We start from the raw sequence: 26062 nt of genomic DNA on the forward strand, positions 1-26062 counted from the left end.
TTTCCTCCACATTTGGTCACTTTTGTCAACCTACATAATTGATGACACGCCCTAGTGTTTAGTAACAAATGTTACTGAATTTATTTTAGCTTTATGAAAATCGAGGATAACAGCCATGACTAGCCAAGAGCGAGCCAGATTTCTTGCCAGCCGTAACCGCCAGCGCCAAAAACAGCGTCAAGACTCGATGGTTAGCCGTTTGGCCGACGAATTGGGGTTGAGCGATCGCCCCGACGACGCAAAATAAAAGCCCTTTGCAAAAGTTGAGGGGACGTCAAAGTCCTCTCGATTCAATCGACAGGTCGGATCTGAACCCTTAGATCCGACCTTTTTAATATTTTTTTGGTCGGTTTTCCATGGGGCAATAATAATGATATCCAGGAGTCGATGGTGACATCACCCTTGGACTCTCGGGTCTGAGATTTGCCCGAAATCTTGTTCCAGTGAGCCTTGTAGCCAATATGTATCAGAAATGCCAGGATAGGGACAGTTTCACTCTTACGATCCTATAGGTCGGGTTTTTGTCTGACTGCCCGAACCGATTTAATCCATTCTCGATTTGCTCGACTTCTATTTTGATGCGTTTAGCCTGGGAAAAATAGTCATGAATTCTAGCAATAATAAATACGAGTGTCAGGTATGCGGTCAAGCTGACTTGGAACCCTTTTTCAAAATGCTAGAGGTTCCAATTTACTGTAATTTATTATGGTCGCAACGGGAAGGGGCGATCGCCTGTCCGAAAGGGGATATTAAATTAGAATTTTGTCCGAATTGCGGGTTTATTTACAATACTTCATTTGACCCGAAACAGTTGGACTATTCCCAAGAATATGAAAATTCACTCCATTATTCTCCCCGCTTTCAACAATATGCGGACGATCTGGCAAAACGGCTGGTCCAACAGTACGATTTGCACGGCAAAGATATTATCGAAGTTGGCAGTGGTAAGGGCGATTTTCTCGTCGCTTTATGTCAATTTGGCGACAATCGAGGGGTCGGGTTCGATCCGACGTACATCCCGCGATCGGAACATCATCCCATGGCGGAGAAAGTGACTTTTGTCTGCGATTATTATTCAGAAAAATATCGAGAGTATCAAGCCGATTTAATTTGCTGTCGCCATACTTTAGAACACGTACCCGATCCGAATGGCTTGTTAAAGTCCCTACGGGCGGCAATCGGCGATCGCCTCGATACGGCGGTATTTTTTGAAGTTCCTAATGCCTTACATACGTTCCAAAATTTAGCAGTTTGGGATATTATTTACGAGCATTGCGGTTATTTTTCTCCTGCGTCTTTAACCCACAGTTTTATCGCATCTGGATTTAGCGTGAAAGCCGTTGAGGAAACCTTTGAAAGCCAGTTTTTGACCTTGGATGCGTTACCGACCGATGGGAACGGATCGGTTGAGGAGCAAAACGGCGCGGAAGTTGCCAGTTTAGCCCGGGATCTTGCGGAATTTAAGGACAAGTTCGATAAGTTAGTCGCAACTTGGCAGGAAAAATTAGGGGCGATCGCCGAAACAGGAAAAAAGGCGGTAGTTTGGGGGGCCGGATCGAAGGGGGTGACCTTTTTAAATATTCTCAAAGCTCATGAGGCGATCGCCTATATTGTCGATATCAATCCCCGCAAGCAGGGAATGTACGTTCCCGGAACGGGTCAGCAGATCGTTGCGCCGGAATTTCTCAAAGCATATCAGCCAGATTTAGTGATTGTGATGAATCCGATTTATCAGGCAGAAATTAGCGCGCAGGTGGCGAGTTTTGGCGTTAATGCAGAAGTAATCTCTGTTTGACGGCCCGATTCGCCCCTCCGACTGACGAGGGCGCCTTCCCCGGCGTGTCAGCAAATCGTGAAAATTTATGAATTTTTGTAAAATTTGCTATACCTGGGGAAGTGGACTCAACAATCCAGGAGCGAACATGACGATCGAACTGTATCAATTTGAAGTGTCGCAATATAGCGAGAAAGTCCGGCTAATTCTGGATTACAAGGGGTTGGACTATCGCAAAATCGAGGTCACTCCCGGGGTGGGACAGCTCGAAATTTACCAGATGTCGGGTCAGCGACAGGTTCCGGTGATTAAGGACGGTAACCGAGTGGTTGCGGATTCGACGGCGATCGCCAAATATTTAGACGAAACCTATCCCGATCGCCCGTTAATTCCAACTTCCCCGAAATCTCGCGCGCTGACGCTGATGATGGAAGAATGGGCCGACGAGTCGATTGGCGCCAAGAGTCGCCTGCTGCTGTTTAGCGGGTTGAAAGACCAAAGCTTTCGCAGTGCGCTGTTACCGCCGAATACGCCGGAATTGGTCAAAAACTTGGTCGAAGCAGTTCCCTCGGAGGTGTTGCAGGCGGTTGGATTTGGGATTGGCGCCAGTCCGGAAGCGGTACAAGCGGCGGAAACGGCGATCCAACAGGATTTAGAGGCTCTTTGCTTGTTGTTGCAAGACAGCCCCTATTTAACCGGGGATACGCCGACTCTGGCCGATTTTAGCGTGGCTGGGTTGTCGATGTTGTTGAAATTCCCGGAAGGAAACTATCTGGATTTACCGGAACAATTGCAAGGGAAAGGGGTGCCGGGAATTGCGGACAATCCGCTATACGAAACCTTTTTCACCTGGCGCGATCGCCTCTACGCCGAGTATCGTAAACCGCGTATTCCGACGACGACGGGCCAGGCGGGACAACCGACTTCAATTAATATTGAATAATCGTTAATAGGTTGTAAAAATTATCGGTTTTAGGGACGCGGTATTGCCGTGTCCCTACCCTCGATCTCTCTCATGATGTTTGAAAAATGGCATAATTTTGATCGAAAGGTATTGTTAACATGGATATTCAATCGCACCAAAGAGTTAACGATATTTTACTCGCCCCTTTAGAAAGACCGTTATTGCAGTGGTTTGCGGCGCGGATGCCACTTTGGGTCACTCCGGATCGGTTAACGGGAATCGGGCTGTTAGGGGCGCTGCTGGTCGGTGCGAGTTATGGGGCGACCCAGTGGAATTCTAACTTTTTGTGGTTGGCGAATGTGGGTTTTTTCCTCAATTGGTTTGGGGACGGTTTGGACGGAACTTTAGCGCGATATCGCCGCATCGAACGACCGAAATATGGTTTTTTTGTGGATCATACGGTGGATGCGATCGCCCAACTGGCGATCGTTTTGGGGTTGGGATGCTCGCCCTATTTCACCTTTTCGATCGCCTGTTTGGGATTAATCGGTTATTTGTTAATGTCGATTCTGGTTTACGTCCGCACTTGTGTCGATGGCGTATTCCAAATTTCCTACGGTAAAATTGGACCGACGGAAGTGCGGTTGCTGCTTGTTGTTTTAAATATCATTATTTATTTTGTCGGTTTGGTAACGATCGCCCTACCGTTTGCGACAATTTCTGTTTACGATTTCTTAGCTTTGACCGTGGCGATCGCCCTGATTTTAACCTTTATCATTTCCAGCCTTCGCTACGCCCGCATCCTGGCCAAAATCGATCCGTAATTCGGCGCTTTTTTGCCGTTCGTTGCTCCGAAAACAGACAGCGATGCTCCCAGGGAGCCGCTTCGCGATCGTGCAGCCTCTCCCCAAGAGAATCGGCGCAATTTTTATCTAGAATCGAACGAGCGATGGCGATCGCAAAAGCACTCGTCAAAGCACTCGCAAAAGCACAATGACAAACAAACGTAAAAACAGGCGATCGAGCGCCCGGGTTGCCACAGTCTGCGCGCTCCTCTTGCTACTCGGTTCGCCCTGGGGGGCGATCGCCCGCGCCGATCCGGCAGAACTGCCCGAAGCCGTTGCCCGTGCCGTTCTCGTCGATCTCAGCCGGGAAACCGAGATCCCCGAAAACGCCCTCGCGATCGTCGCCGCCGAGCGCGAAACCTGGCCCGACGGCTGTCTCGGCTTAGCCGAACCCGATCGCTTCTGCACTCAAGCCCTCGTTTCCGGGTGGGAAGTGACCGTCCGTAGCGCACGACGAGAGTGGACGTATCGCACGGACGATACCGGGGCGACGGTCAAACTCGATCGCAGCCATCAACTCAAATCCCGCGCCAGACAAACGACATAGCGTTTAATATTCGTGAGAATATCGGCGATCGCGCCGAGGAGGGGAGCCACTTGGGAGCCGTCCTCCTCAGCCGCTCGCCGTTCCAACCCCTCGGCGATCTCGGGCATTTTCCGCAAGCCGATCGTCGCCGCACCCCCTTTAATTTGGTGAGCCAATCGGCACAGGGTTTGCCAATCCGACGCCTCAAACGCCACTTGAGCCTGTTCGACCTCCAATTGTGTATCTTCCAAAAAAGTTTGTAGCACTTCGATTTGAAACTGGCGATCGTTTTGGGTAATTTGTTCGAGCCATTCGAGATCGAAAATTTCCTCGGGTTCGAGGGTGTTGCAAGCCCGATCCGAACTCGCCAGGGGAAGCTGAGACGTCTCCGGGGTCGTTGGCGAAGCGACGCCGGAGGCGTAGCGCGCCTGAATCGCGGCGGTCCAGTCGAGCAGAACCCGGGTGAGATCTTCGAGGCTGACGGGTTTGCTCAAATAGTCGTCCATCCCCACCGCCAAACATTTCTCGCGATCGCCCTTAAGCGCGTAAGCCGTCAAGCCGATCACGATCGTGTGGCGGTCGTTCCCCTCTTGTTGGCGGATGCGCCGCGTGGTTTCGTAACCGTCGAGAACGGGCATCTGGCAGTCCATCAACACCAAATCGTACTCCTGCTCGGCCATGCGATCGAGGGCTTCTTGCCCGTTATTCGCACAATCGGCTTGATAACCCAACACTTGAAGCTGATTGAGACTGACTTTTTGATTGATCGGCGTATCTTCCACCAGCAAAATTTTCAAACGCGGATGCTGACCGAAAGACGCGCTCGGGGTTGTTGGCGAGGGGTGCGAAGTCCGGGCGCCGAGATCCGCCTCCGGCTCGCGATCGCGATTCTCCTGACGGCTTTGGAGCCGCTTCGCCAATGGAGACCCTACGCGAACGCCCTTGGCGCGCCGGTCCGAGGCGATCGCCCGCACCAGACAATCGAACAGCCGCGACGCTTTCACGGGTTTGGTCACGTAATCGCGAGCGCCGAGATCGAGTAAGACCTGGGCATCCTGAAGCCGATTAAATGGCGTCAGCAACACCCATTTCGTTTCCGAAGAAGGAATTTCCACCCCGAGCAAGTCCACAGAGGGGCCTTCTGGGATCTGCACGTCGAGCAGCACGATGTCGAAAGGGCGATTTTGCGATCGCGCTTGATTCAAGGTTGGCAGCAACATCCAGGCACGATCGATCGGTGTCACCTCCATCCCCCAATTCTCCCCCAATCGGGCGATCGCCTGACGTACCACGGCCCGTTCGCTCGCCACTAACAAGCGCAAGCCTGCTAACGCCGTTGCCGACGGTTCCGAAGCCCCCACCCTCGGACTGGCGGTCCCGAGGGCGATCGGAATTTCAAACCAAAAACAACTCCCCTTACCCGGCGTACTTTCGACCCCGATCTCCCCTCCCATCAACTCCACCAATTGCTTGCAAATCGCCAACCCCAAACCCGTTCCGCCGTGTTTTTTCGTCGTCGAACCGTCCACTTGAGAAAAGGACTGGAACAACTTGCCTTGTGCTTCGGCGTCGATACCCATTCCCGTATCGCGCACCACAAAGCGCAGCCAGGGGGTCGCCTCGGTGTCCGCCTCTCGGTCGGTTTCAGCTTCGTGGAGATCCTCGCGAGGGGCGATCGCGCTGACTTCCACCGCCACCTCGCCGCGTTCGGTAAATTTAATCCCATTCCCGATCAAATTGGTCAACACCTGACGCAGGCGCGAGGCATCGGCGCGGATGTATTGAGGAACCTGGGGGTCTACCGAAAGGACCAATTCTAAATTTTTATTCTGCGCTTGCAGGGCCAGTAAATCGAGAATTTGTTCCAAACAAGTGATTAAGTTAAACTCGGTGATTTCCAAACTCATCTCTCCGGCTTCGAGTTTGGAAAAATCGAGAATGTCGTTAATTAAATCGAGTAAATTTTGACCGCTTATCTTCAAAGTCTGCACGAAATCTTGCTGTTCGGGACTGAGTTGAGTGCGCAACAACAAGTCCGTCATCCCCAACACCCCATTCATCGGGGTGCGGATTTCGTGACTCATATTCGCCAAAAACAGGGATTTGAGCCGGGAGGCTTCTAACGCCGCTTCTCGGGAGGCTTGAGAGAGCTCGAACAGGGTCGATTGTTGGATGGCGATCGCCAGGTGAACGCTCAACTGGGAGAGGAGGTCGATTTCAAACTGACTCCAGCAGCGCGACCCGCGACATTCGTGAGCGATCAGCAACCCCCACAATTGCGAAGCTTCTTCCTCCGGGAAATCGTCTTGCACCCGGCTCGAATCTTGATGGATGATAATCGGGACGACGAGATGGGCTTGCACTTGTAACGATTGCAGAAAGCGCACGCGCTCGGGGTCGAAATTGGCGGTATGAATGTTATCGATCGCCGCAATTTGACCGCTCCGGTAGAGGGTGAAATCGGGGTTGTTGGCGGGATTCTCTTCGAGATCGCGACCTAACAACGGCATCCATCCCGGCGCGACGGACTCGATCGCCACCGACCCGGTGCCGTTGTCTTCAAAACGGTAGACCACGGCGCGATCGGTTTCGAGTAACTGGCGTACTTCTTCGACGGCAGTACCGAGCGTTTGAGTGAGATTGAGGGACTGGCGCACGCGCTGGGCGATCGCGAACACCAGGCGTTCGCGGTTGAACAATTCGCGCAGTTGTTGTTCCGAGTGGCGCAGGGCCAATTCCGCCTGTTTGCGCGCCGTAATGTCGCCGACGATCGCGATCGCGTACTTCGGTTCTCCGACCCGATCGCGGGTGAGCGAAATCGTCAGATTCACCCAGACATATTGCCCGTCCTGACGTAACAAACGCTGCTCGACGGCGTAACTGTGAATCTCCCCGGCGAGCATTTGCAAGTTATACTCGATTTCCATCGCCAAATCGTCGGGATGGGCGATATCGGTAAACGTCCGCGTTTTTAATTCCCATTCCGAATAGCCCAAAATCTTGCACAACCCGGGATTGACCTTGACCAACTGACCCTCGGGCCACATTTGGGCGATACCGACCGCCGCATTTTCAAAGATGGCACGGAAGCGTTCCTCACTTTCTTGCAGGGCCATTTCCGCCTGCTTGCGATCGCTCAAATCGATCGCCGTCCCCAACACCCGCTCGACCTCCCCGGTTTCCGGATGGCGTCGGGCCTCGCCTTTGCCGTTGAGATAGCGAATTTGGCCGTTGGAACGGGTCACCCGAAAATCAATTTCAAAGGAATTTCCGGCGGCGAGGGCGTTGTCGATCCGTTCTTGCCAGCTTTGGCGATCGTCCGGATGAATTTTCTGCTGGAGGTCGCTCAAACTCGGCTGGCGTCCGTGACGGTCCCATCCGAGAATCCGCAGCATTTCCTCGGAACACAATAAGTCCCCCGTTTTAGCATCGAATTCCCAATTGCCGATATGGGCGATCCGTTGGGCTTCTTGTAAGTTCTCGGTCAGTCGTCGCGCCGCCGCTTCCGCCGCTTTGCGATCGTCGATATCCTTGTGGGTTCCCGTAATGCGGACCGGACGCAATCTCGCTTCCGGTTCGGCCCGAGTTCCGGCCCGTTCCACCACTTTGCCGTGAGAGAGGATCCATTTCCAGTGCCCCGCTTTGGTTCGCATTCGGAATTCGACCTCGTAGAGGGGGGTTTCCCCGCGCAAGTGGCGATCGAGGGCGAGTTTGGCGGCGGGAAAGTCTTCCGGATGGATGAGGCGGTCCCAGGTTTCGGCTTCGTTGGGGAGTTCTTCGACGTCGTAACCGAGGATCTGCTTCCAGTTGGGATCGAAATAGACTTGTCGGGTGACCAAGTTCCAGTCCCACAAGCCCAGACCGCTCGCTTCTAAGGCCAGTTGGAGGCGTTCTTGACTGATTTTGAGGGCTTGTTCGGCGCGTTTGCGATCGGTCACGTCGATGGTGACGGCCAGAATTCGGGTCAGGTGGCCCGATTCGTCCCGTTCGGCGACGGCGGAGAATAAAATATCGGCGAGTTGACCGTCGTGCTTGCACAGTTTCAGGGGGATGTCCTTAACGCTTCCGGTTTGGAGGCAGGTGGGGATCGCCCCTTCGTTGAGGCGATCGCGCGATGCGGGAGTGAAGAACGCGGCGGCGGGTCTGCCGATCGCCTCTTCCCGGCAGTATCCCGTGAATTCGACCCAGTAATCGCTGACGCTGACGATCCGTAAGGCGGCGTCGGTGGAGTAGAGCATTACCGGAGTGCGATTATACAAAGAACGGTAACATTGTTCGCTCTCGCGCAGGGCTTGTTCTGCTTGTTGTCGTTCCAGTTCCGCCGCGACTCGGGCGGCAAAAATTTTGAAGATCGAGGTGCGACTCGGATCGTCGGGCATCGGCTGGGTGTCGAAAACCGCCAGATGGCCTCGGACGCCCCCGTCCGAGTCGAGCAGGGGCAGGGCGAGGAAGCTGACGGCACCCCAACGGGTCGCGAGTTCGGCGTCGGGAAAGACTTCGCCGAGGCAATCGCCCCAGTAGAGCGGTTCCCCCGCTTCGAGGGCGTCGTAGGGACGCGCGGCGAGGTCGTACTCGAACGGCTCTCCCCAGCGATCGCCCTGCCAAAAGGCGAGGGTGCGCGCCCGGGTTCCGGCTTCGTCGCATTGGCTGACAAAGGCGTAGCGCACGTTGAGAACTTCGGCGAGCGATCGCGTGCAGGTCCGAAAAAAGTCTCCCCCGACGGGCGAGGCGGTGCCTTCGGCGATCGACGCGAGGGCGGCTTCTCGTTGTTTGCGTTCGGTAATATCTTTACCGATCGTGAGGACGCAGCGCCGTCCCTGAAGTTCGATTGTTTCTATAGAGAGCAATCCCGTTCGCAACTCGCCCAACTTCGTGCGATAAGTCAGTTCGAGATGACCCGCGCCGTCGCTGTGGCTTCCGTCGCCCGCCAACCCCCGACCGACGGCAACCCCCGCATTCTCGCCGACAAATAAATTCAGTTCTCCCGGCGTGCGACCGATGACTTCCTCGCGTCCGTACCCGGAAAACTGGCAAAAACTATCGTTAATGTCGAGATAGCGCGCCTCGAGTAAAGAGGCATTCGGTCCGGGTAATTGGGCCAGGGCGATCGCGTCGGGAGAGGCGCGAAAGGCTTTGAGAAACTTTTCTTGAGCTTCCCGTCGGGTGCGAATCTCCTCTTGCAAGCGGGCATTTTGAGCTTCGAGTTGCTTTTGCAGCGATCGCAGGCGCAATTGATTTTCAATGCGAGCGACGACTTCTTCGATCTCGAACGGTTTGGTAACGTAATCCGCTCCCCCCAAAGAAAACGCCTTGACTTTATCGAACACTTCGTGCAACGCACTGATAAAAATCACCGGGATTTCGCGCGTACTTTCATCCCCTTTTAATTGCTCGCAGACCTCGTAACCGTCGAGGTGCGGCATCATAATATCGAGCAGAATCAAGTCTGGTGGCAAAGATCGAGCCGCTCTCAGGGCGATCGCACCGTTCGGCGCCGGACGAACTTTATAACCCCGCTTCGAGAGCATGTGACTCAACAGATGCAAGTTGGCGGGATTGTCGTCCACCACTAATAAATTACCCTTGCATTCAGAATTTGATTCGCCAATCATCTCAATCTTATGGGGTAGGAATTTATATTGTTATTTTGCCCAAATTGTTAGCAGGTCGAGAGCGACAAGTTTTGTCCTTCGAGTGCGAATCGCCTCCCGAACCTCCAAGCTGACACGGGACGTGCTACCTCAATGCGCTCGAAGGGGTCCAGGCGAGTGAGGGTCGAACTGGATGGAAAGAGAATACCACTCGCCCTCAATCGCGATTGCAAAACGCCTTCACGTCCCGCAATTCAACCGGGGGTGAGCTTACGTTCCTTCGTGTTGCGCGAGCAAGTCTAAAATGCGATCGTATTCAAATTCGCCAGCCAACTGTCTTAATTGCTCGGCCAAAGGTACATTATATTGACGACTCGACGCGATCGCCTCGTCGAGTAATTCCAAATCGCAACGAATGGTCGCCGTTTTCAATCGCTCGATCGCCTCCGAGGGCAACCGTCCGCCTCGTCCTTCCCAGAAACGCGACCCCCGCGAGGGATCTTCGAGTTCGGGTTCGCTCGATTCTTCGTAAACATAACCGACGTGCAGATGCTTCTCGATCGTCTCAAAAATGTCCGATTCTCGAAAGGGTTTGCACAGAAAATCATCGCATCCCGCCGCCCGTGCCGTTCGTTCCTCACTCCCACCAATCGCACTCAAGGCGACGATCGCCGTTTTTTTCTCCCCCATCCCGGCTTTAATCTGCTGGCTGGCTTCGTACCCATTTAATTTTGGCATCCGCAAGTCCATCAAAATCAAATCCGGCTGCCACTGCCCGGCGATCGCGATCGCCTCCCAACCGTCCCGGGCTTCGGCGAGTTGGAATCCCAGGGGTTGGAGTAACTCGACGAGCAGTTGGCGGTTGCTGGCGCGATCGTCGGCCACTAAAATCCGATAGGGGCGGACCGACGCAGCTAAAGCGACGGGACATCGAGGGCTGGCTTTCCCCTCCGGCGGCTCGCACTCGACCCACGACCCATCGAGATCGAAGTCAAAGCAACTGCCTCGCCCGACTTGGGAGCGAACACCCATGCGACCGCCCATGAATTCTACAAACTGTCGGCAAATTGCCAATCCCAAGCCCGTCCCGCGACCGATCGCCCGACCGCTTTCGGTTTGGACGAACGGTTGAAATAACTGTTCCAATTCCTCCGGGGCGATCCCCACGCCGCTATCTTCCACTTCAAAATGCAGCCGACACGGGCGCCCCGTCCCCGGGGGTTCGCGTAGGGTCTGCGCCGGAGTATCGCCGTCGCGCTCCGATCCCTCGTCCCCCGGGGTCGTCGCCGACGATTCGAGAGCTAGAACCTTGGCGCGCAAAGTAATACGACCCTTTTCCGTAAATTTAAGGGCGTTCCCCAGTAAATTAACGAGGATTTGGCGCAATTTCACCCCGTCGGCGCGAATCCATCGGGGCAGATCCGGCGATCGCTCCAACTCCAAAGCGATCCCTTTTTCTGCCGAGGGCAACTCGAATAAATCGATTAAATCGTCTAATTCCCGGTAAAGGTCGAAAACCTGCAGGTGCAAGCGACTGTGTCCGGCTTCGATTTTAGAAAAATCGAGAATATTGTCGATCGAACGCAGCAAATGTTCGCCACTGCGGTGAATAATGTGCAAATGCTTGCGATCTTCGGCTTTTAAATCCGAGCGATGGCCGATTAACTGCGAAAATCCTAAAATTGCGTTGAGCGGCGATCGCAATTCGTGGCTCATGTTGGCTAAAAAAACACTTTTGGCGCGATTGGCCGCTTCTGCCGCCTCTTTTGCCTGTTTTAGCTCCAGGGTTCGCCGTTCGAGTTGATTTTTCTTTTGTTCGAGTTCGAGACTGCGCCGTTCTAAAATTTGGGTGCGCTGTTTGACTTTTAGTTCTAACGTCCGGGCGTACTCTTCTAACTGCTGGTGGGAGAAATTCAGTTTTTCCCACAGGACGTAACTATTGGCGAGGACGGCGGCGGCGGCGATCGCGATCGCCCCAGGGACGACGGGAATCCACCAGCCTTGTAAAAATAAGCCGTAAGCGATCGCCACCAGCACGATCGCCAGCAACGCCGTGGCGGCGACGATGCGGCGGTGATACAATCCCATCGAACCGACCAGGGCGCCCCACGCCGCCCACCAGACAATCCAAAGGCCCTCGCTCACGTCGTCCCAGGTTTCAATTCCCGATCGCCCGTCGAGGGCTTTGGCGAGAATGTGACTGGCCACGTGGGCGTGAATTTCCACCCCGGAAAGGGTGGGGCGATCGTTGCTGCTTAAGGGAGTATAAAAAAAGTCGTTGAGGCTTTGCGCCGTGACGCCGACGAACACGAGGCGATCGCCCATCAAACCCTCGGGAATGCGTCCGTCGAGGACGTCGCCGATCGAAATCGTCCGAAAACTCGGCCCCGGACCGCGAAAGTTCAATAAGATTTGGTAGCCGCGATCGTTGGCATTGACGTAACCCCCATCGTTTTTTTCAAAGGGGTGGAAAATGCCTTTTCCCAGGCGGATGCGATCGGGGTGTTCGGCGATCGCTTCGATCTCGATGCCTTCAGCTTTGAGATAGGTTAGAGCCAAGCGCGTTCCCAGACTCAAGACGATCCGATTCGGTTCCGGTTCGAGGGAAACTAAGGCCCGGCGCACTTTCCCGTCCGCATCGAGAATCAGATCGACAAAACTGACGCGATCGTCGCTCGCTAATAGCGGTGGCGGGGCGACCGATTCTTCCGAAACTTTTTCAATTCCGATCAAATTCGGCGTCGATTTAAAGGTTTCGAGCAGTTGTTGGTGTCCCGGTTCGACGGGGAAATCTCGATACAGTCCCAAGCCGATCGCCCGGGGATTTTGCGCTTTAATCTTGTCGAGCGCTTGCGCGAGCAAGCCGTCGGACATCGGCCATTTTCCGATCTCGGTCAGATCGGATTCGGCGATCGTCACGATCGCAATTCGTTCGTCACGCGCTTCCCGAGGACGGATCCGGAAAAATAAATCGAAACTGGCCCATTCTAACAGTTGTAACAGTCCGGTCAATCTCACGACGATCGTCAAGATCGCGACCGTTGGCGTGCTAATGGCAATGGCCTTCAATCGCCAACATGACGGTTTATTTTTGCGTCGAATCATACCCGTTTCCGATCGCTTCGATCCCGCGATTGCCTACAGTCCTCCTCAACAGAGCATGGTTAAATGAGGGGGAAAGAGCCGAGGGATGGGGAGACGCCTCGGCTCGCACGTAGACTCGGCGAGGGTTTCGCCTCCTCCTCTCGAGAGGCCAATGGCGAAGACCGTACCCGTTTTTCGCACCCCGGTTTGATTTTGACAAATCATGTCGGATGGCTCGATCGACTGTTGGTAAATGGAGAACGTTACCAGCTCAGCCGGAGTTCGGTGGCGCGATCGCTCCGTCTCCGACCATTAGGCCAATTGCGGGCTTGAGAACGACAACTGACCGAGAAGGGACTCTTGCCTTTAATTTTAACTGGCTTTCGAGCGGGTCGGAGATCGGCCAAGGCGATCGCCTCTCGGACTCGCGGACGCCCTGACTGGGTTGGTGGCGATCGCGGTTGTTGTGGAGCTGTTGTTAAGGCGCCCCCTTTTTGAGGGGCTTTCAACGCTGTCGATCGCGAGGGACTTTTCCAATGAATTGCCGGGATTTTACCCTCGATCGAAGGCGATTTTCCCCCAAGGCCCTACGCCGTCGAACGGTCGAATTTCTTGCCTGGAGTGCGAGTCAATTGCTCGGGACTATCTCAATAAAAAACTCGGCAAAAAATGTAAAGCCCAAGACCTGCGCGATCGCCCCAGGCAACCGGAATTTAAAATTATTCAAAACCGAGAGTTTTTAAAGGTCGTCGCGCCTTAATAGCCTAAGTCTAAGACGTGCGTCTCCCTCTCTTGGCAAACGGTACAATTGTGCTAAAGTATTTTACATGACCTTGGATTCAGACGTAGGTTTTGCTGGTAGCTAGAGAATTGCCAGAGGAAACGCCTTGGCGCGATCGGCACGCATATCTCCGTTACTGAATCTCGCTACATTTTTTCCCTTGGAGGTATCCATGTCGATCTACGTAGGTAACTTATCCTATAGTGTGTCTTTAGAGGATTTACAAGAAGTTTTCAGCGAATACGGTGCGGTGAAGCGGGTAAATTTGCCCGTCGATCGCGATACCGGACGGCCACGGGGCTTTGGTTTCGTGGAAATGGAAAATGAAGCCGACGAAGAAGCCGCGATCGAAGCCCTCGACGGCGCCGAATGGATGGGACGCGAGCTCAAAGTCAACAAAGCCAAACCGCGCGAATCCAAACCCGGCGGCAACCGGAATTACGATCGCAACAACGGCGGTTACGGAAATCGCTTCTCCCGACGCAGTTAAACGGAACGGCGGATCGCCCGCCGTCCGGACAAAGTAGGGGCGCATCGGTCACCTCACTGACAGGTTATTTGGCCTCAAAAATTGTTATAACTATTAAAGATAAACGAGCAAAAGCGTTTGCTGGCTTATCCCGAGTTATAAAATTAAACAGGTCAGTTTCACGGTAGGTGTTCTGGCCACCTAAAACCCTTTCACTGTCAAGGAGGAAGAATGACCCAAGTAGTAGTTGGTGAAAACGAAGGCATTGAGTCGGCGTTGCGCCGCTTCAAGCGTCAAGTTTCACGGGCGGGGATTTTGGCTGATGTCAAGAGCCGTCGCCATTTCGAGACTCCCTTAGAAAAACGGAAAAGGAAGGCGAGTGCCGCTCGACGCAAAAGACGCTACCGTTAACCAAGCTTCCGGACCGCTACATCTGAAGACCGATGCATTTTGGCGTCTTAAACTCTTCAACTGGCGTTTTGAGGTAAGCTTTGCCGCTTCTTCACCCGCTCGCAACCGACAACTTCTAACAAGCAATGGAGACCGACACCCGTGACTCAAGTAACCCGTGCATTGGCTTGTAGTTAGGTCGAGCTTGCGTTAAATCACGACTAGATCGCAGCGATCGCCCCGCTCGAACCTTACGGCTCGAAAGGGGCTTAATTTGTCAGAAAATTGGGGATCGACCGTCCCCAATTTTCTTTTTTTTGCGATCTTTTTTTGACGGGAAGGCTACGGGTCGCGCCGGAATCGCCCCTCCCTCGGAGGCGTCGTTACCGGAGTCCAATCCTAGATCTCTCGTTGGGGACGATGGTTCGATGCTCCGCGTGAGAGAAAGTTCGGGCAAAAATCGATTTAAACTAGTAATATTCCCCCCGAAACCCTTTAATGTTTTGGCGTTCGAGCCTCTTAATTCAACCTAAAACAATTGAAGCCAAACCCTCGAACTTTATCACTATACCGGGCGATCGAATGAATACTGAAGAACTCTTAAAACGCTACGCACGAGGAGAAAGAAACTTTCGGGGAGTCAACCTCAAGCGCTGCAATTTATATCGAGCCAACTTACCGGAAATCGACTTGAGTAATGCCGACTTAGCCGATGCCAATCTCAGCCGAGCCAATCTCTCAACCGCCAATCTTTCCGGAGCGAATTTAACCGATGCCAAATTAACGGCAACCAATCTGATCGGAGCGAACTTGAGCGGAACCGACTGCACCCGAGCCAATCTGATGCTCGCCGAATTGGGCAAAACCGATTTAAAAGACGCCAATTTATCTCATGCTAGTTTGTGGAAAGCAACCCTGAACAAAGCCGATTTAATGAATACCAATCTCACCGCCGTCGATCTCAGTGGGGCGGATTTAGTCGGCACCAGTTTGGTCGGAGCCACCTTACAAGGGGCCGATCTGTCCAGTGCTAACTTAATTGCTGCCGATCTCGGCGGGGCCAACTTGCAAGATACCAACTTTACCGGAGCGAACCTCTGGAATAGTAACCTCAACGGGGCGCAACTGCGCGGCGCGGTGATGCCGGACGGAACGCGCCACTGAAACGTCAGGACGCACGGGGAACGACGACGATCGCCAGATATTCCCGATAGGCGATAATGCGATCGCCGCGCACGTCGAAAGCGACCGCGCCGCGATTGCGATAGGGCTGCCCCCGCAACGTGCCTTCGTCGCGAAATTCAAACACCACCGTCGATTCGTTGTAGGTGACCCCGGTGAGGGTGAGGGAAAGTCCCCCGTCAAAGATGCTAGAGACATAACCAAAAAAAGCGGCGGCCCGCTCTTTGCCGACATTTTCCCCTTGGAATTCTCCGACGGGAAACCAAAAGCTAAAATCGTCGGCCAGTAAATCGAGAAAAGGTTGCCATTCTCCCGTTTTCAAACCGTGGCTAAAACGGTCGAAACCGAGTCGGGCAACGGCGGGAACCTCGGGGTTAGGGTCGTTCATTGAACAGAGTAGTTCGAGCGGTGAGTTGGGCTTCAGTTTAGCGCGTTAGCTTCGCGACGCCTTTGGCGTATCGCCCGCAGATCGAACGCTACGCGATCGTTCAACATCACTCTCTGGGAAGTCCCTGCAACCATCGGGAGACGACCAAGGAACCGCCCGCACAACCGACGGCGATCGCCCCGAACAGCCACGGCGGTAAATCCTGCTGGGTTTCCACCGGACTCGGGGCGATCGCCCCAGCCGTCGGTTCGGTAAAACGGGGATTAATCAACATCGCCGCCGCCAGCGCCGCACTCAGCACGCACGCCACCCACAACCCGGTCCAGTACACCCAACCGTGGTGGACCAACAGGTGTAACATCACCGACGGACGGGAACGACGGGGGCGCGGTCTCGGCGTTCGCGGCGTTCGCGCAGGGACGGGGAAGCCATATGACCTCGGGGGGACGAACGATCGCAGGCGCTGCACTTGCCGCTCTTGCATCGGCGTCAACTGGGTGGCGATCGCCGGGGGGGTTCGGGGCGCAGACTCGGGGGGAACAAAACGGCGCAATCGTTCCAGTTGGCGGCGATCTTTAGCTCCAGGTAGGTGAGAGTGGCGAATCGCCCCTACCGAGCGAACGCTTGTTTTCAAGGGCTTAACCGATCTCGAATACACGCTCTTCCTCTCCTTATTCGATTCGCGGCACGATCGCCCCCGCCGATCGAGGCGATTGGCGAAGCGCCCCTACCGAGCGGAAATTTTGCTGGGGTCTTGCCAATCTTATCAAAAACCGCTCTCTAAAACTTACTCAAACTTAATCATTTGATGTTTAGTTCCTAGCTTGGATCTTCCGAGACCTTTCCATCACGCTTGCTTACACGGCTGAACTCTCCGCGTTTTCTACATTAATTGCCGCATTTAAGTCACGATCTATGGAGACGTGACAGTTCGGACAATCATACTGTCTTTTGTCCAGGGGCATTTTTTATCGGTGTCCGCAGTTAGAACAGATCTGCGAACTGGGATACCACGGGTCAATCAATGTTAGTTTGCTCCCGTACCACTTGCATTTATATTCAAGTTGACGACGGAACTCATCAAACCCACCATCCGCAATCGCACCAGCCAGCTTGTGATTTTTGAGCATCCCTGACACATTTAAGTCTTCACTTTTCACTTTCCCCTTTTCACTTTCCCCTTTTCACTTTTCACTTTCCCCTTTCCCCTTTTCACTTTCCCCTTTCCCCTTTTCACTTTTCACTTTTCACTTTTCACTTCACCGTGGTTCTTGGCTAAGTAAGTTGTTAACTTGTGTAGATGGTCGGCTCTAATATCGGCGATGCGTCGGTGGGCCTTAGCTAACTTGAGTTGCGTTTTTTCTCGGTTTTTACCTCCTTTTTGACGGCGGCTTAGTTCTTTCTGGAGTTTGGCCAGTTTTTTCTGAGCCTGACGATAAGCTTTCGGATTGGGATAGATTTTACCATCGCTCAGGGTGGCCTTTTAATTCCTACATCTACCCCAATCCGCTCTTTTATTTTTGGTGTGACCTGGGGTTCAAAATCAATTTTGAAGGCAATATACCAGTCCCCTGCTCGTTTACTTATGGTGACGTTTTTAGGATTGACTGGCGGTAGCTGTTCGTGGCTTTTTACCCAACCAATCCGAGGTAGCTTCACCCGATCGCCGGAAATTTTAATGCTTCCTTCCAGGTAAAAAGTATCTTTGACATTCTTTTTCTTAAACTTTGGGAAACCTGTTCCTTTGACTTGCCCAACTCGCTTAAACGCTTTATTGAGGTGACGCAACGCTTCTTGAGGGCTACATTTGGAGACTTCATAGTACCAAGGATTCTGACTTTTTACCTCGGCGACTAATCTTTTGTGTAAGTCTATGGCGGTTGGCAATTTGCCTCCGGCTTCTGATATTTCCTTACAGGTAGCGAGTCCCCAATTCCAAGCGTGTCGAGCGACTCCTGCGTGTTTCGCCATCAACGTTCGTTGTCGGTTATTTAAGTCGAGTTTGGTCTTAAAGCCTTTCACTGACTTTTTTTAACTCCTCAACCATCTTTTTGTTCGGCTAACTTCAGCTACCATAAAGACTAGCAGAAAACAATGGAGATGGTAAAATCCGCGATTTTTGCGACTTCAGTCCTTCTAAACTTACTCAAATTCTTGTTTTAGCATAAAAAATGAGTAAGTTTAAGAAGATTTAGGGAGAAATTTAAACCCTGTTTTTAACCCCTTATTTGAGGGAGCGATTCTCCTCGGCAGACGTTGCGCGATCGCCCGATGGCGCCGACTCGGACAGCCCTTCCCCGTGCCGTTCCAGTGCCAATCGGATCAGGCGATCGACCAACTGCGGAAAACTCACCCCGGACGCCGCCCACAGTTGCGGATACATACTCAACGCCGTAAACCCGGGCAACGTATTGATCTCGTTAATCAACACCTCTCCCGTCGCTTCCACGTAGAAAAAATCGACCCGGGACAGTCCTGCCGCATCCACGGCCAAAAATGCCCGGATTGCCATCTCTCGCAGCCGTTCGGCCACCTCCGCCGGAAGTTCCGCCGGAATTGCCAAATTTGCCCGTCCGTCGGTGTATTTGGTCTCGTAATCGTAGAAATCGCTGTTAAAACTAATCTCGCCGACGACGGAGGCTTGGGCCCGATCGTTGCCCAACACCGCACATTCGACCTCTCGGGCCGTCACCCCCGCCTCGACGATGATGCGACGGTCGTAACTGGCGGCATTGTCCAGGGCAGTTTCGAGTTCGGCGCGCGATCGCGCCTTAGAAATCCCCACCGACGATCCCAAATTGGCAGGTTTGACAAAATAAGGATAATTCCCTAACTGCGCTTCGATGTCATCGCACAATGTCGGAAACACGCAAGGATTGGACCAGATTTGCGATCGCGTCACGCCGACATAGTTCACCTGAGCCAATCCCGCCTCGGCGAAGGCGGTCTTCATCATCAACTTATCCATCCCCACGGCAGATCCCAAGACGCCACTGCCCACAAACGGCACCCGCATCAAGCTCAACAGCCCTTGAATCGTGCCGTCTTCGCCATTGGGACCGTGGAGGATCGGAAACCAAACGTCGATCGAAGCGGTTTCCGGGGGAAACTGCCACAAAGCTGCCGCCGAGATCCCTTGCACCGCCAGGGCTTCCCCGGAGTCGAGGACTTGACGGGAAACCTCGGGGGAATGCCAACATCCCTCTTTATCGATATAAAAAGGAATCGTCTCGTACTGAGCCGCGTTCGACTCCTCCGCCAGGGCTCGGGCGATCGCCCGTCCCGAGACGATCGAAACCTCGTGTTCTCCAGAACGCCCGCCAAACAGCAGACCGACTCGCAATTTTGCCATAACTCAAACCTCTCATTCTCAATTTTATTCCTACACTGGATCGGTCTATTTATCCGCGTCGGTTCCGCCGATCGCATCCGACGCATTCCGAAAATAATCGCCGACAATCTTTAAAATCCGTTCGGAGGCGCGACCGTCGCCGAAGGGATTGACCGCCATCGCCATCGTTTCGTAAGCGTCGCGGCGGTCGAGCAAGGTGGCGGCTTCAGTGGCGACGCGATCGCCGTTCGTTCCCACCAGCTTCGCCGTTCCCGCTTCGATCGCCTCCGGTCGTTCCGTCGTCTCGCGCAACACTAAAACGGGTTTTCCCAAGGCGGGGGCTTCTTCTTGCAAACCGCCAGAATCGGTCAATAACAAGTAACAGCGCGCGATCGCCCCGACTAACTCGGCATAATCTAACGGTTCGACCAAAAACGCCCTCGGATGCTCGCCCAATAACGCTTGTAGCGGTTCGCGTACCGTGGGATTGCGGTGGAGGGGCAGCAACAGAGCCGTATCCGGGAAGCGCTCTAAAATTTGTAAAAACCCTCGGGCGATTTCTCGTAACGGGTCCCCCCAATTTTCGCGGCGGTGAACCGTCGCCAACAACACCCGATGCGCGGACCAGTCCAATCCCGGAACCTCGCACGGAGGCTGGCGATCGGCGACGGAGAGCAACGCATCGATCACCGTATTTCCGGTCTGGTGGATGGCTCCAGTCACCCCGGACCGTTGCAAGTTTTCCACGGCCCGCGCGGTCGGTGCAAAATGGAGTTGAGCGAGTTGGGAAATCAGGCGCCGATTGGCTTCTTCCGGATAGGGATCGAACAGGTGGTTGGTTCTCAATCCCGCCTCGACGTGACCGACGGGAATTTGACGGTAAAAGGCGGCTAAGGCGGCGGCGAAGGCGGTGGTGGTATCCCCTTGGACGATGACGAGATCCGGGGGATCCGTCTCAAAAAAGCGCTCTAACCCTTGCAAGCTGCGACAGGTAATGTCGGTCAGGGTTTGTCGGGGTTGCATGATCGCCAAGTCGCACTCGGCGCTGAGGTCGAACAGGTCCATCACTTGCGCGACCATTTCCCGATGCTGGCCCGTCAACACCACCCGAACGTCAAAGGGGGGCGATACGCCGGAGGCGTCGCTTCGCGATCGCCGGAACGCTTGAATGACCGGAGCTAATTTAATCGCTTCGGGACGAGTTCCCAAGATAATACAGACACGGGTAGCGGGATTGACCATCGGATTCGACCGCAGACAGCAAAGGACACGGGCAACATCGTGACACGAACCCTCGCGATTTGGAAAGAGTGCGCGATCGCCCGTTGGGAATTTTCCTCATTCGAGATCCTCTATCGGGATGGCGATCGCGAATTCGCTGCCTTCCCCGGGAATACTGTGACAGGTGAGCGAACCCCCATGTCGTTCTTCGATAATTTGCCGCGAAATCGACAGGCCCAATCCGGTTCCTTTTCCTCTCGGTTTGGTGGTAAACATCGGCTCGAAAAGGCGATCGCAAATCTCCGGGTCGATTCCCGCTCCGTTATCCGCAATCCGAATAATCACGCCGCGATCGTCGATCGATTCGGTCCGAATCCAAATGGTCGGCTGTTCGCTTTCCGGTAAGTCTAAAAATTCACTTTTATCTTTTTTTGACTTTAATTTTTTACCATCTATTTGATATTTTTCTTCCAACGCATCGATCGCGTTGGCTAACAGATTCATAAATACTTGATTGAGTTGGGCGGGGTAACAGGGAATGGGCGGTAATTCGTTATATTCTTTAATAATTTTAATCGACGGGCGATTTGAGTTGCCTTTCAACCGATGTTGGAGAATTAACAAGGTACTTTCAATCCCTTCGAGTAAATCTCCCACGACTTTAGCCGAGGTGTCGGCGCGGGAAAAATTTCGTAAAGATATACTAATATTGCCGATCCGATCGACCCCCAATTTCATCGCGTGTAACATGTGGGGAATATCTTCGATTAAATAATTGAGGTCGATTTGTTCTTCGTGTTCTTTGATTGCCGCGATCGAAGGCGTGCAATGGTTTTGATAGAGGTTTAAATGGTCGAGGATTTCGGCGATCGCTTCTTCTAAATGCTTTAAATTTCCGGCAATAAACCCAATTGGATTATTGATTTCGTGGGCGACTCCCGCCACGATTTCGCCGATACTCGCCATTTTTTCCGTTTGAATCAGTTGGGTTTGGGCGTTTTGTAATTCTTCAAAAGAATTGGATAATTCTAGAGTTCGATCGCGGACTCGTTGTTCTAAAGTGCGGGCGAGTTCTTGTAAGGCGGCTTCGGCTTCGATGCGGTCTTCAACTTCTTTTTGCAGTTGTTGATTTTGCTCTTTTAAGGTTTGGGTGAGCGATCGCAATCGTAAATGTAGCCGAATTCTCGCCAGCACTTCTTCTTGCTGAAACGGTTTGGTTAAATAATCCACCGCCCCGAGATCGAAGGCTTTTACTTTATCCGCCGGGTCGGAAAGAGCGGTCATGAACAAAATCGGGATATCTTGAAATTCAGCAGAAGCTTGCAACCACTTGCAGGTTTCAAAGCCATCCATTCCCGGCATGATCGCATCGAGTAAAATAAGGTCGGGCTTTTGCACTTCGATCGCCTCGATCGCGCTTTTACCATCTTTCTCCAGACGGACCCGATAACCATCATTCGCTAAAAATTCCGAGAGAATTCCTAAATTTGCCGCACTGTCATCGACAATTAAGATGAGCGCTTTTTCTGGGGGTTCAATACTCATTTACGTTTTTGGTTATTTTTAATCTAAAAATATTCTTCGATCGAAGTTAAACCGACAGCCCGAAGTCAGGGGGCGAACGGCGGATGGCGATCGAACGACTCGATTTATGAGTTTCGGTTGCCGAAAATCTCCGTAAAATCTCTGAGGGTCTCGGGCGATCGCCATTTTGCAGAAAAACCGTTACAAATTTAAAGGAAACGGTCGGTCTACTTCCCCAATCTAACTGCTATTTTAACTGAGCCTTTTCTCCGGCGATCGTTCGAGGCAATTCGTCGATCGTCCAGGCTAAGAACGTCCCCGTTTTCACCCCCGATCGCGGCGGACAACTGAAGAACTGCGCGCCCGCGATCGGTGCGATCGAAGCCTCATTTTACCGAGAAGGATTTCAATCTTTTTTAAAGATAACCTTAAAAAATGGTGGTTGGGGGTTGGGGTTCGATTCCGGGAATCTCTCCCCCGAGTTCGGCAAACTGAACGTCCACCATCGTCGCTCCATGTCGGGCAAAAACTTGCAATAATTCCCGTTCTGCGCGCCGTGGAAGCATGGTTTTCCAGGATTTGAGTGCTTCGAGTAATCCCGGATCGCCGACCCCCGGACCGTCCCGATAAATGGCGATCGCCCGTTCGTCGCGCTGCCAATTTTTGGGGATATATCCCAAGGGAAGCAACACCGAATGCTCTAAATCGGCGAGTAAACGTTCCAGTCGTCGGAAGCGCCGGGTGTGGTAACGGTCGGGATGCGATCGCAGCCACTCTCGTACTTCGGGATCCTCCAATACTTCCCGGCGCAAGCGGACGATCGCCCCATATAAGGCTTGATTGGCATCTTTGACGCAAGAAACTGCTGGAGTGACCACGGAGGCGCCATTTCCCGGTCCGGTGCGATAGCGCGCTTCCATCAGCGCTAATTCTTGTTTGATAAAGGTGAGGGGGTCGAAGCGGCGATCGCCCATTTGGTAAGGGACGGTTAACTCTGGAAGGCGCACCATGACGTCGGAAATCGGCAGGGTATACATCCACCCCCGTTCCAAACTGCCGAGATAGAGTTCGGAACGCATCGCCCCGGCGACGATTCCTTCCCGATTGTGGGCGTACACTTGGCGGTAAACGACGTCAAACCGCAGCTTTCCGGTGAATTCGTCCCGCACTACTTCGGCGAATCCAAAGGCAAAATGTCCGGTGACTAAGCCTAAAATCGGCGGGTCTCCCCGTTCGCCACCGCGCCACCCGAAGGTATGCAAGACGAGGGCGACATCCCCCACGGACCACAGTTCTCGGGTGCGCCGTTCGATGAAACTCGGCGTCGGGACCGATCCGGCGAACGCGGCGCCGTTGTTGTCTAATAAGGTGGTTTCGATCGCGTGAATCGGAATGGTTTCCCATTTAAGATCGAGAATATACTCGCGGGTGGCGGCGCGTCCGATCGCCATTTGACTCGGATCGAGTTCGTACAGGGCCGCAGGTTGCAGCGCTTCGACGTTAAAGGTCCCGGAATCGTCCCGGCGTCCGTAAATATACCACCCTTCGGCGTTGAGGGGCGATCGCTCGATCTGGTCGATGGAACTTTGCTCGACTCCCTGTCCGGGAATCACGGTTCCGGCGTCGGGAAGGGCGATCGTTTCGAGGGCGGCGTCGAAGCGTCCGTCACTCGGATCGTAATGTCGCACCCGATAGCGGCGATCGCCCACGGGTTCGATAAACTGAATCAAGGCTCGATCGATTCCCGCAATTTGGATCGGTTCGTCCCCAATTTGCAAGACCCATTCTTCCCCTTGCCGTTCTACGTTTCTCACGTCGAGTTCGACCCGGACGTTATCTCGCGATCGCCCTCCCGCTAAGGATTCTAAAGGACTGACCCGCGATCGTCCGTTTAAACGGGTCGGGTGTACGTTCCCTTTTTCCATACTTTCACGGGTCGTTTCGTCGAATTCAAGATCGACGGTCGCCCGTTCTAACCACCCCTGATGTATCGATTCGGGATGCCAAGTGAGCCACACCCGCTCGCCGATTAAGTGGCGGTAGGTTCCGGGAGCATTTTCGACTTCGAGATAGACTCCCCCATCGTCCCTGCTCACGGAGGGTTCCGGCAAAATTAACCGTCCGCTCCACGGCGCGATCGCCCGGTATAATTGCGTTGGCGCTGCCGGGATCGGCTCCGCACCCCGCCCGGGTCCGCCCTCGCCTATCCCTACACAAGTCAGTATCACCCCGCACAATCCCACCCCAATCCCACGGATGACGCGGCGGATCGGGCGGCGGGGAGAACGATACCCTGTTTGCATAACTCTCTCTCAGTCGCGATCGGTTAAAATGCGTCGTTTTTGAAAAATTTTCAGGTTGACGACGGCTTTTTTTATTTTATCTCGCCAACGACAACCCTCATTTTCATGGGGAAACGTCAAGCCCAATTCAAGATCGATTCAGCGATCGCAAGCGCTAAATGAAAAGAGGCGATTTTTGGATTTTTCTGTTTATTTCTGTTTATTTCTATTTATTTCTTTTCTATTTCGCGATCGATCTGAATTTAATCTCGGTTGGCTAAGACTGTTTCAAACGGGGGTAAAATCCTGTTGGACAAAAGAGGAAGATGCTCGAACGATCGAGATTAATTACCCCGGTTGCTGGGTCTATAGAACAGTATTTTATCTTCCTTGACAAGGAGAGCAATACTTTTAGATTTCCAGCATTTCTAAGATTTTTAACCCGACTTTATCAATGGCATATCGTCCGAATAGGCTGGCGAAATCATCCCCATAATTTGACAGAACGACGACCCCGGTCTGAGTGGCCGGGATAAATCCGCAAAATGCCCGATGTCCGGCAGTTCCGCCTGTATGAGTACAAACCACGCGATCGCGCATGGGTAAATATTCCACCATCCATCCCAAGCCAATTCCCCTGTTTTCTCGCTGCACTAACGGTTGACCCCGCCATTTTTGTACCCAATTTCCCACTTTTTCGATAACACCGTATAAACCGGGATTCGGGGCAAATTCTCGATAACGTAATTCACGAGTTTTGAGGGTTGCGAAGGATGGGGATTGCCAGTTTGCGGCGATAAAAGTTAGTAAATCCGTCGCGGTGGAACGCAAGGCTCCAGCTCCTGCTAAAGTGGGTAAATCCCAAGGTTTGACGGGTTTGCCGTCTTCGTTGTAACCGAGGGCAAATCGCTGTTGTTGTTGGGCATTTAAAGTAATGCAAGTATCCGATAAGTTCAAAGGATTGCAGATATACTGCGCGATCGCCTCTTCATAAGATTGTCCCAGTTGTTCGCTGAGAATATGTCCTAAAAGCCCCACGCCTAAGTTGGAATAACTAATAATTCCCGTGGTTTTCCCCGGTTGATTGTCCCAGGTTTGCAAGTATTCGTACAAATCCTCAACGGTATAAGCGTTATAAGGATTATTGGGATCTTGACGGACCGATTTAGCTAAGTTTGAGGGCAATCGGGGCAACCCGGACGTATGAGTGGCTAAGCTTTCTAACGTGACTGTATCCGGTAATTTCTGATACGCTGCACCCAATTGATTGATGGGGGTTTCTAAGGTTAACTTTCCTTGTTCGACCAATATCGCTAACAGGGTTGTTGTAAAAACTTTGGTCACTGAGCCAATTTCAAACAAGGTTTGGCGATCGACTGCGTTTCCAGAAGGCTGTAACGTTCCCCAAGCGGCGATTTGACGCTGTTCGCCTCGAACTACACCGATCGCTAAGTTAATATCATTTTTTCCGGTTATCCAAGGGGTAATAATAGGTTCGAGTATCGTTTTGAGATCGGTTGCGGTTGAAGTCACGCCGATTACCTCGCGGGATAAGTGGGTCTGGAAAGGAGAATATATTTACTGTAGTTAGAGCGGTTGGGTTTTGCCTAGGGTCAAAGGTCACGATCGCCGATGACTTTGGTCATGGCGATTATTTGATTTTTGGCGTATTGGTTTCCTTTGAGTTTTGAGCTGTTATTGGCCGATCGCTCGCACTCAAGTGACTCCTGAGTCCGAGCATTTTTGACGAAGGCGATAAAAATTCAAGGA

General features: G+C 53.0%; 18 protein-coding genes and 1 pseudogene. 8 read left to right on the forward strand and 11 right to left on the reverse strand.

Features of this window, described 5'->3' with window-relative positions; all coding sequences use genetic code 11:
- Positions 1 to 115: 115 nt before the first annotated feature.
- The 5 genes from JJD41_RS25345 (at position 116) to JJD41_RS11420 (ending at position 4070) form a co-directional block, all read left to right on the forward strand.
- Entirely contained in the window at positions 116 to 247 is a 132-nt protein-coding gene (locus JJD41_RS25345) for a hypothetical protein (protein ID WP_255547274.1), read from the forward strand.
- Positions 248 to 604: 357 nt separating this feature from the next.
- Positions 605 to 1795, forward strand: coding sequence for a class I SAM-dependent methyltransferase (locus JJD41_RS11405; RefSeq protein ID WP_200666016.1), 1191 nt, complete (start codon positions 605 to 607; stop codon positions 1793 to 1795).
- A 67-nt stretch (positions 1796 to 1862) separates the two neighbouring features.
- Positions 1863 to 2717, forward strand: coding sequence for a glutathione S-transferase family protein (locus JJD41_RS11410; RefSeq protein ID WP_370583792.1), 855 nt, complete (start codon positions 1863 to 1865; stop codon positions 2715 to 2717).
- Between the two features lie 119 nt (positions 2718 to 2836).
- On the forward strand, positions 2837 to 3502 hold the full coding sequence (locus JJD41_RS11415; protein ID WP_200666017.1) for a CDP-alcohol phosphatidyltransferase family protein: 666 nt from the start codon (positions 2837 to 2839) through the stop codon (positions 3500 to 3502).
- A gap of 169 nt (positions 3503 to 3671) precedes the next feature.
- Positions 3672 to 4070: a hypothetical protein gene (locus tag JJD41_RS11420; RefSeq protein ID WP_200666018.1), complete on the forward strand. Its 399-nt coding sequence runs from the start codon at positions 3672 to 3674 to the stop codon at positions 4068 to 4070.
- Here the strand turns inward: JJD41_RS11420 and JJD41_RS11425 are convergent.
- The 3 genes from JJD41_RS11425 to JJD41_RS11435 all read right to left on the reverse strand — a co-directional run bounded on the left by JJD41_RS11425 (position 4037) and on the right by JJD41_RS11435 (position 13233).
- Positions 4037 to 9661, reverse strand: a complete 5625-nt coding sequence (locus JJD41_RS11425; protein ID WP_200666019.1) for a PAS domain S-box protein — start codon at positions 9659 to 9661, stop codon at positions 4037 to 4039. The genes JJD41_RS11420 and JJD41_RS11425 overlap by 34 nt on opposite strands.
- Before the next feature lie 249 nt (positions 9662 to 9910).
- The gene (locus JJD41_RS11430) at positions 9911 to 12745 is read right to left on the reverse strand and encodes a CHASE2 domain-containing protein (protein ID WP_200666020.1); all 2835 of its coding nucleotides are present in this window, start codon (positions 12743 to 12745) and stop codon (positions 9911 to 9913) included.
- Between the two features lie 242 nt (positions 12746 to 12987).
- Positions 12988 to 13233 (reverse strand): hypothetical protein, encoded by a 246-nt coding sequence (locus JJD41_RS11435; protein ID WP_200666021.1) that lies wholly within the window; start codon positions 13231 to 13233, stop codon positions 12988 to 12990.
- Positions 13234 to 13677: 444 nt separating this feature from the next.
- Between JJD41_RS11435 and JJD41_RS11440 the strand changes: the two genes are divergently transcribed.
- From JJD41_RS11440 to JJD41_RS11450, 3 genes are all read left to right on the forward strand, one after another.
- A complete protein-coding gene (locus tag JJD41_RS11440) occupies positions 13678 to 13995 on the forward strand; it encodes an RNA recognition motif domain-containing protein (RefSeq protein ID WP_200666022.1) in 318 nt (105 codons plus the stop codon).
- Between the two features lie 210 nt (positions 13996 to 14205).
- Positions 14206 to 14385, forward strand: coding sequence for a 30S ribosomal protein S21 (gene rpsU / locus JJD41_RS11445; protein ID WP_168567915.1), 180 nt, complete (start codon positions 14206 to 14208; stop codon positions 14383 to 14385).
- Positions 14386 to 14946: 561 nt separating this feature from the next.
- Positions 14947 to 15528 carry a pentapeptide repeat-containing protein gene (locus JJD41_RS11450; RefSeq protein ID WP_168567916.1) on the forward strand — a complete coding sequence of 194 codons (582 nt, stop codon included), beginning with the start codon at positions 14947 to 14949 and terminating at the stop codon, positions 15526 to 15528.
- Between the two features lie 4 nt (positions 15529 to 15532).
- Here the strand turns inward: JJD41_RS11450 and JJD41_RS11455 are convergent, their stop codons facing one another.
- The 8 genes and pseudogenes from JJD41_RS11455 to JJD41_RS11490 all read right to left on the reverse strand — a co-directional run bounded on the left by JJD41_RS11455 (position 15533) and on the right by JJD41_RS11490 (position 25825).
- Positions 15533 to 15934, reverse strand: a complete 402-nt coding sequence (locus JJD41_RS11455) for a nuclear transport factor 2 family protein (RefSeq protein WP_200666023.1) — start codon at positions 15932 to 15934, stop codon at positions 15533 to 15535.
- Positions 15935 to 16040: 106 nt separating this feature from the next.
- Entirely contained in the window at positions 16041 to 16568 is a 528-nt protein-coding gene (locus tag JJD41_RS11460; RefSeq protein WP_200666024.1) for a hypothetical protein, read from the reverse strand.
- Between the two features lie 223 nt (positions 16569 to 16791).
- Positions 16792 to 17905 (reverse strand): annotated as a pseudogene (locus JJD41_RS11465) (RNA-guided endonuclease InsQ/TnpB family protein).
- A gap of 253 nt (positions 17906 to 18158) precedes the next feature.
- A complete protein-coding gene (locus tag JJD41_RS11470; protein ID WP_200666025.1) occupies positions 18159 to 19286 on the reverse strand; it encodes a D-alanine--D-alanine ligase family protein in 1128 nt (375 codons plus the stop codon).
- A gap of 45 nt (positions 19287 to 19331) precedes the next feature.
- The gene (gene wecB / locus JJD41_RS11475; protein ID WP_200666026.1) at positions 19332 to 20507 is read right to left on the reverse strand and encodes a non-hydrolyzing UDP-N-acetylglucosamine 2-epimerase; all 1176 of its coding nucleotides are present in this window, start codon (positions 20505 to 20507) and stop codon (positions 19332 to 19334) included.
- Positions 20508 to 20603: 96 nt separating this feature from the next.
- On the reverse strand, positions 20604 to 22031 hold the full coding sequence (locus tag JJD41_RS11480; protein WP_200666027.1) for a hybrid sensor histidine kinase/response regulator: 1428 nt from the start codon (positions 22029 to 22031) through the stop codon (positions 20604 to 20606).
- Between the two features lie 407 nt (positions 22032 to 22438).
- Entirely contained in the window at positions 22439 to 24313 is a 1875-nt protein-coding gene (locus JJD41_RS11485; protein WP_234488598.1) for a hypothetical protein, read from the reverse strand.
- A gap of 390 nt (positions 24314 to 24703) precedes the next feature.
- Positions 24704 to 25825 (reverse strand): serine hydrolase domain-containing protein, encoded by a 1122-nt coding sequence (locus tag JJD41_RS11490; protein WP_200666028.1) that lies wholly within the window; start codon positions 25823 to 25825, stop codon positions 24704 to 24706.
- Between the last annotated feature and the right edge of the window lie 237 nt (positions 25826 to 26062).

The organism is Oxynema mangrovii CENA135, assembly GCF_016632315.1.
In the GTDB taxonomy this organism is placed as follows: Bacteria; Cyanobacteriota; Cyanobacteriia; order Cyanobacteriales; family Laspinemataceae; genus Oxynema; species Oxynema aestuarii.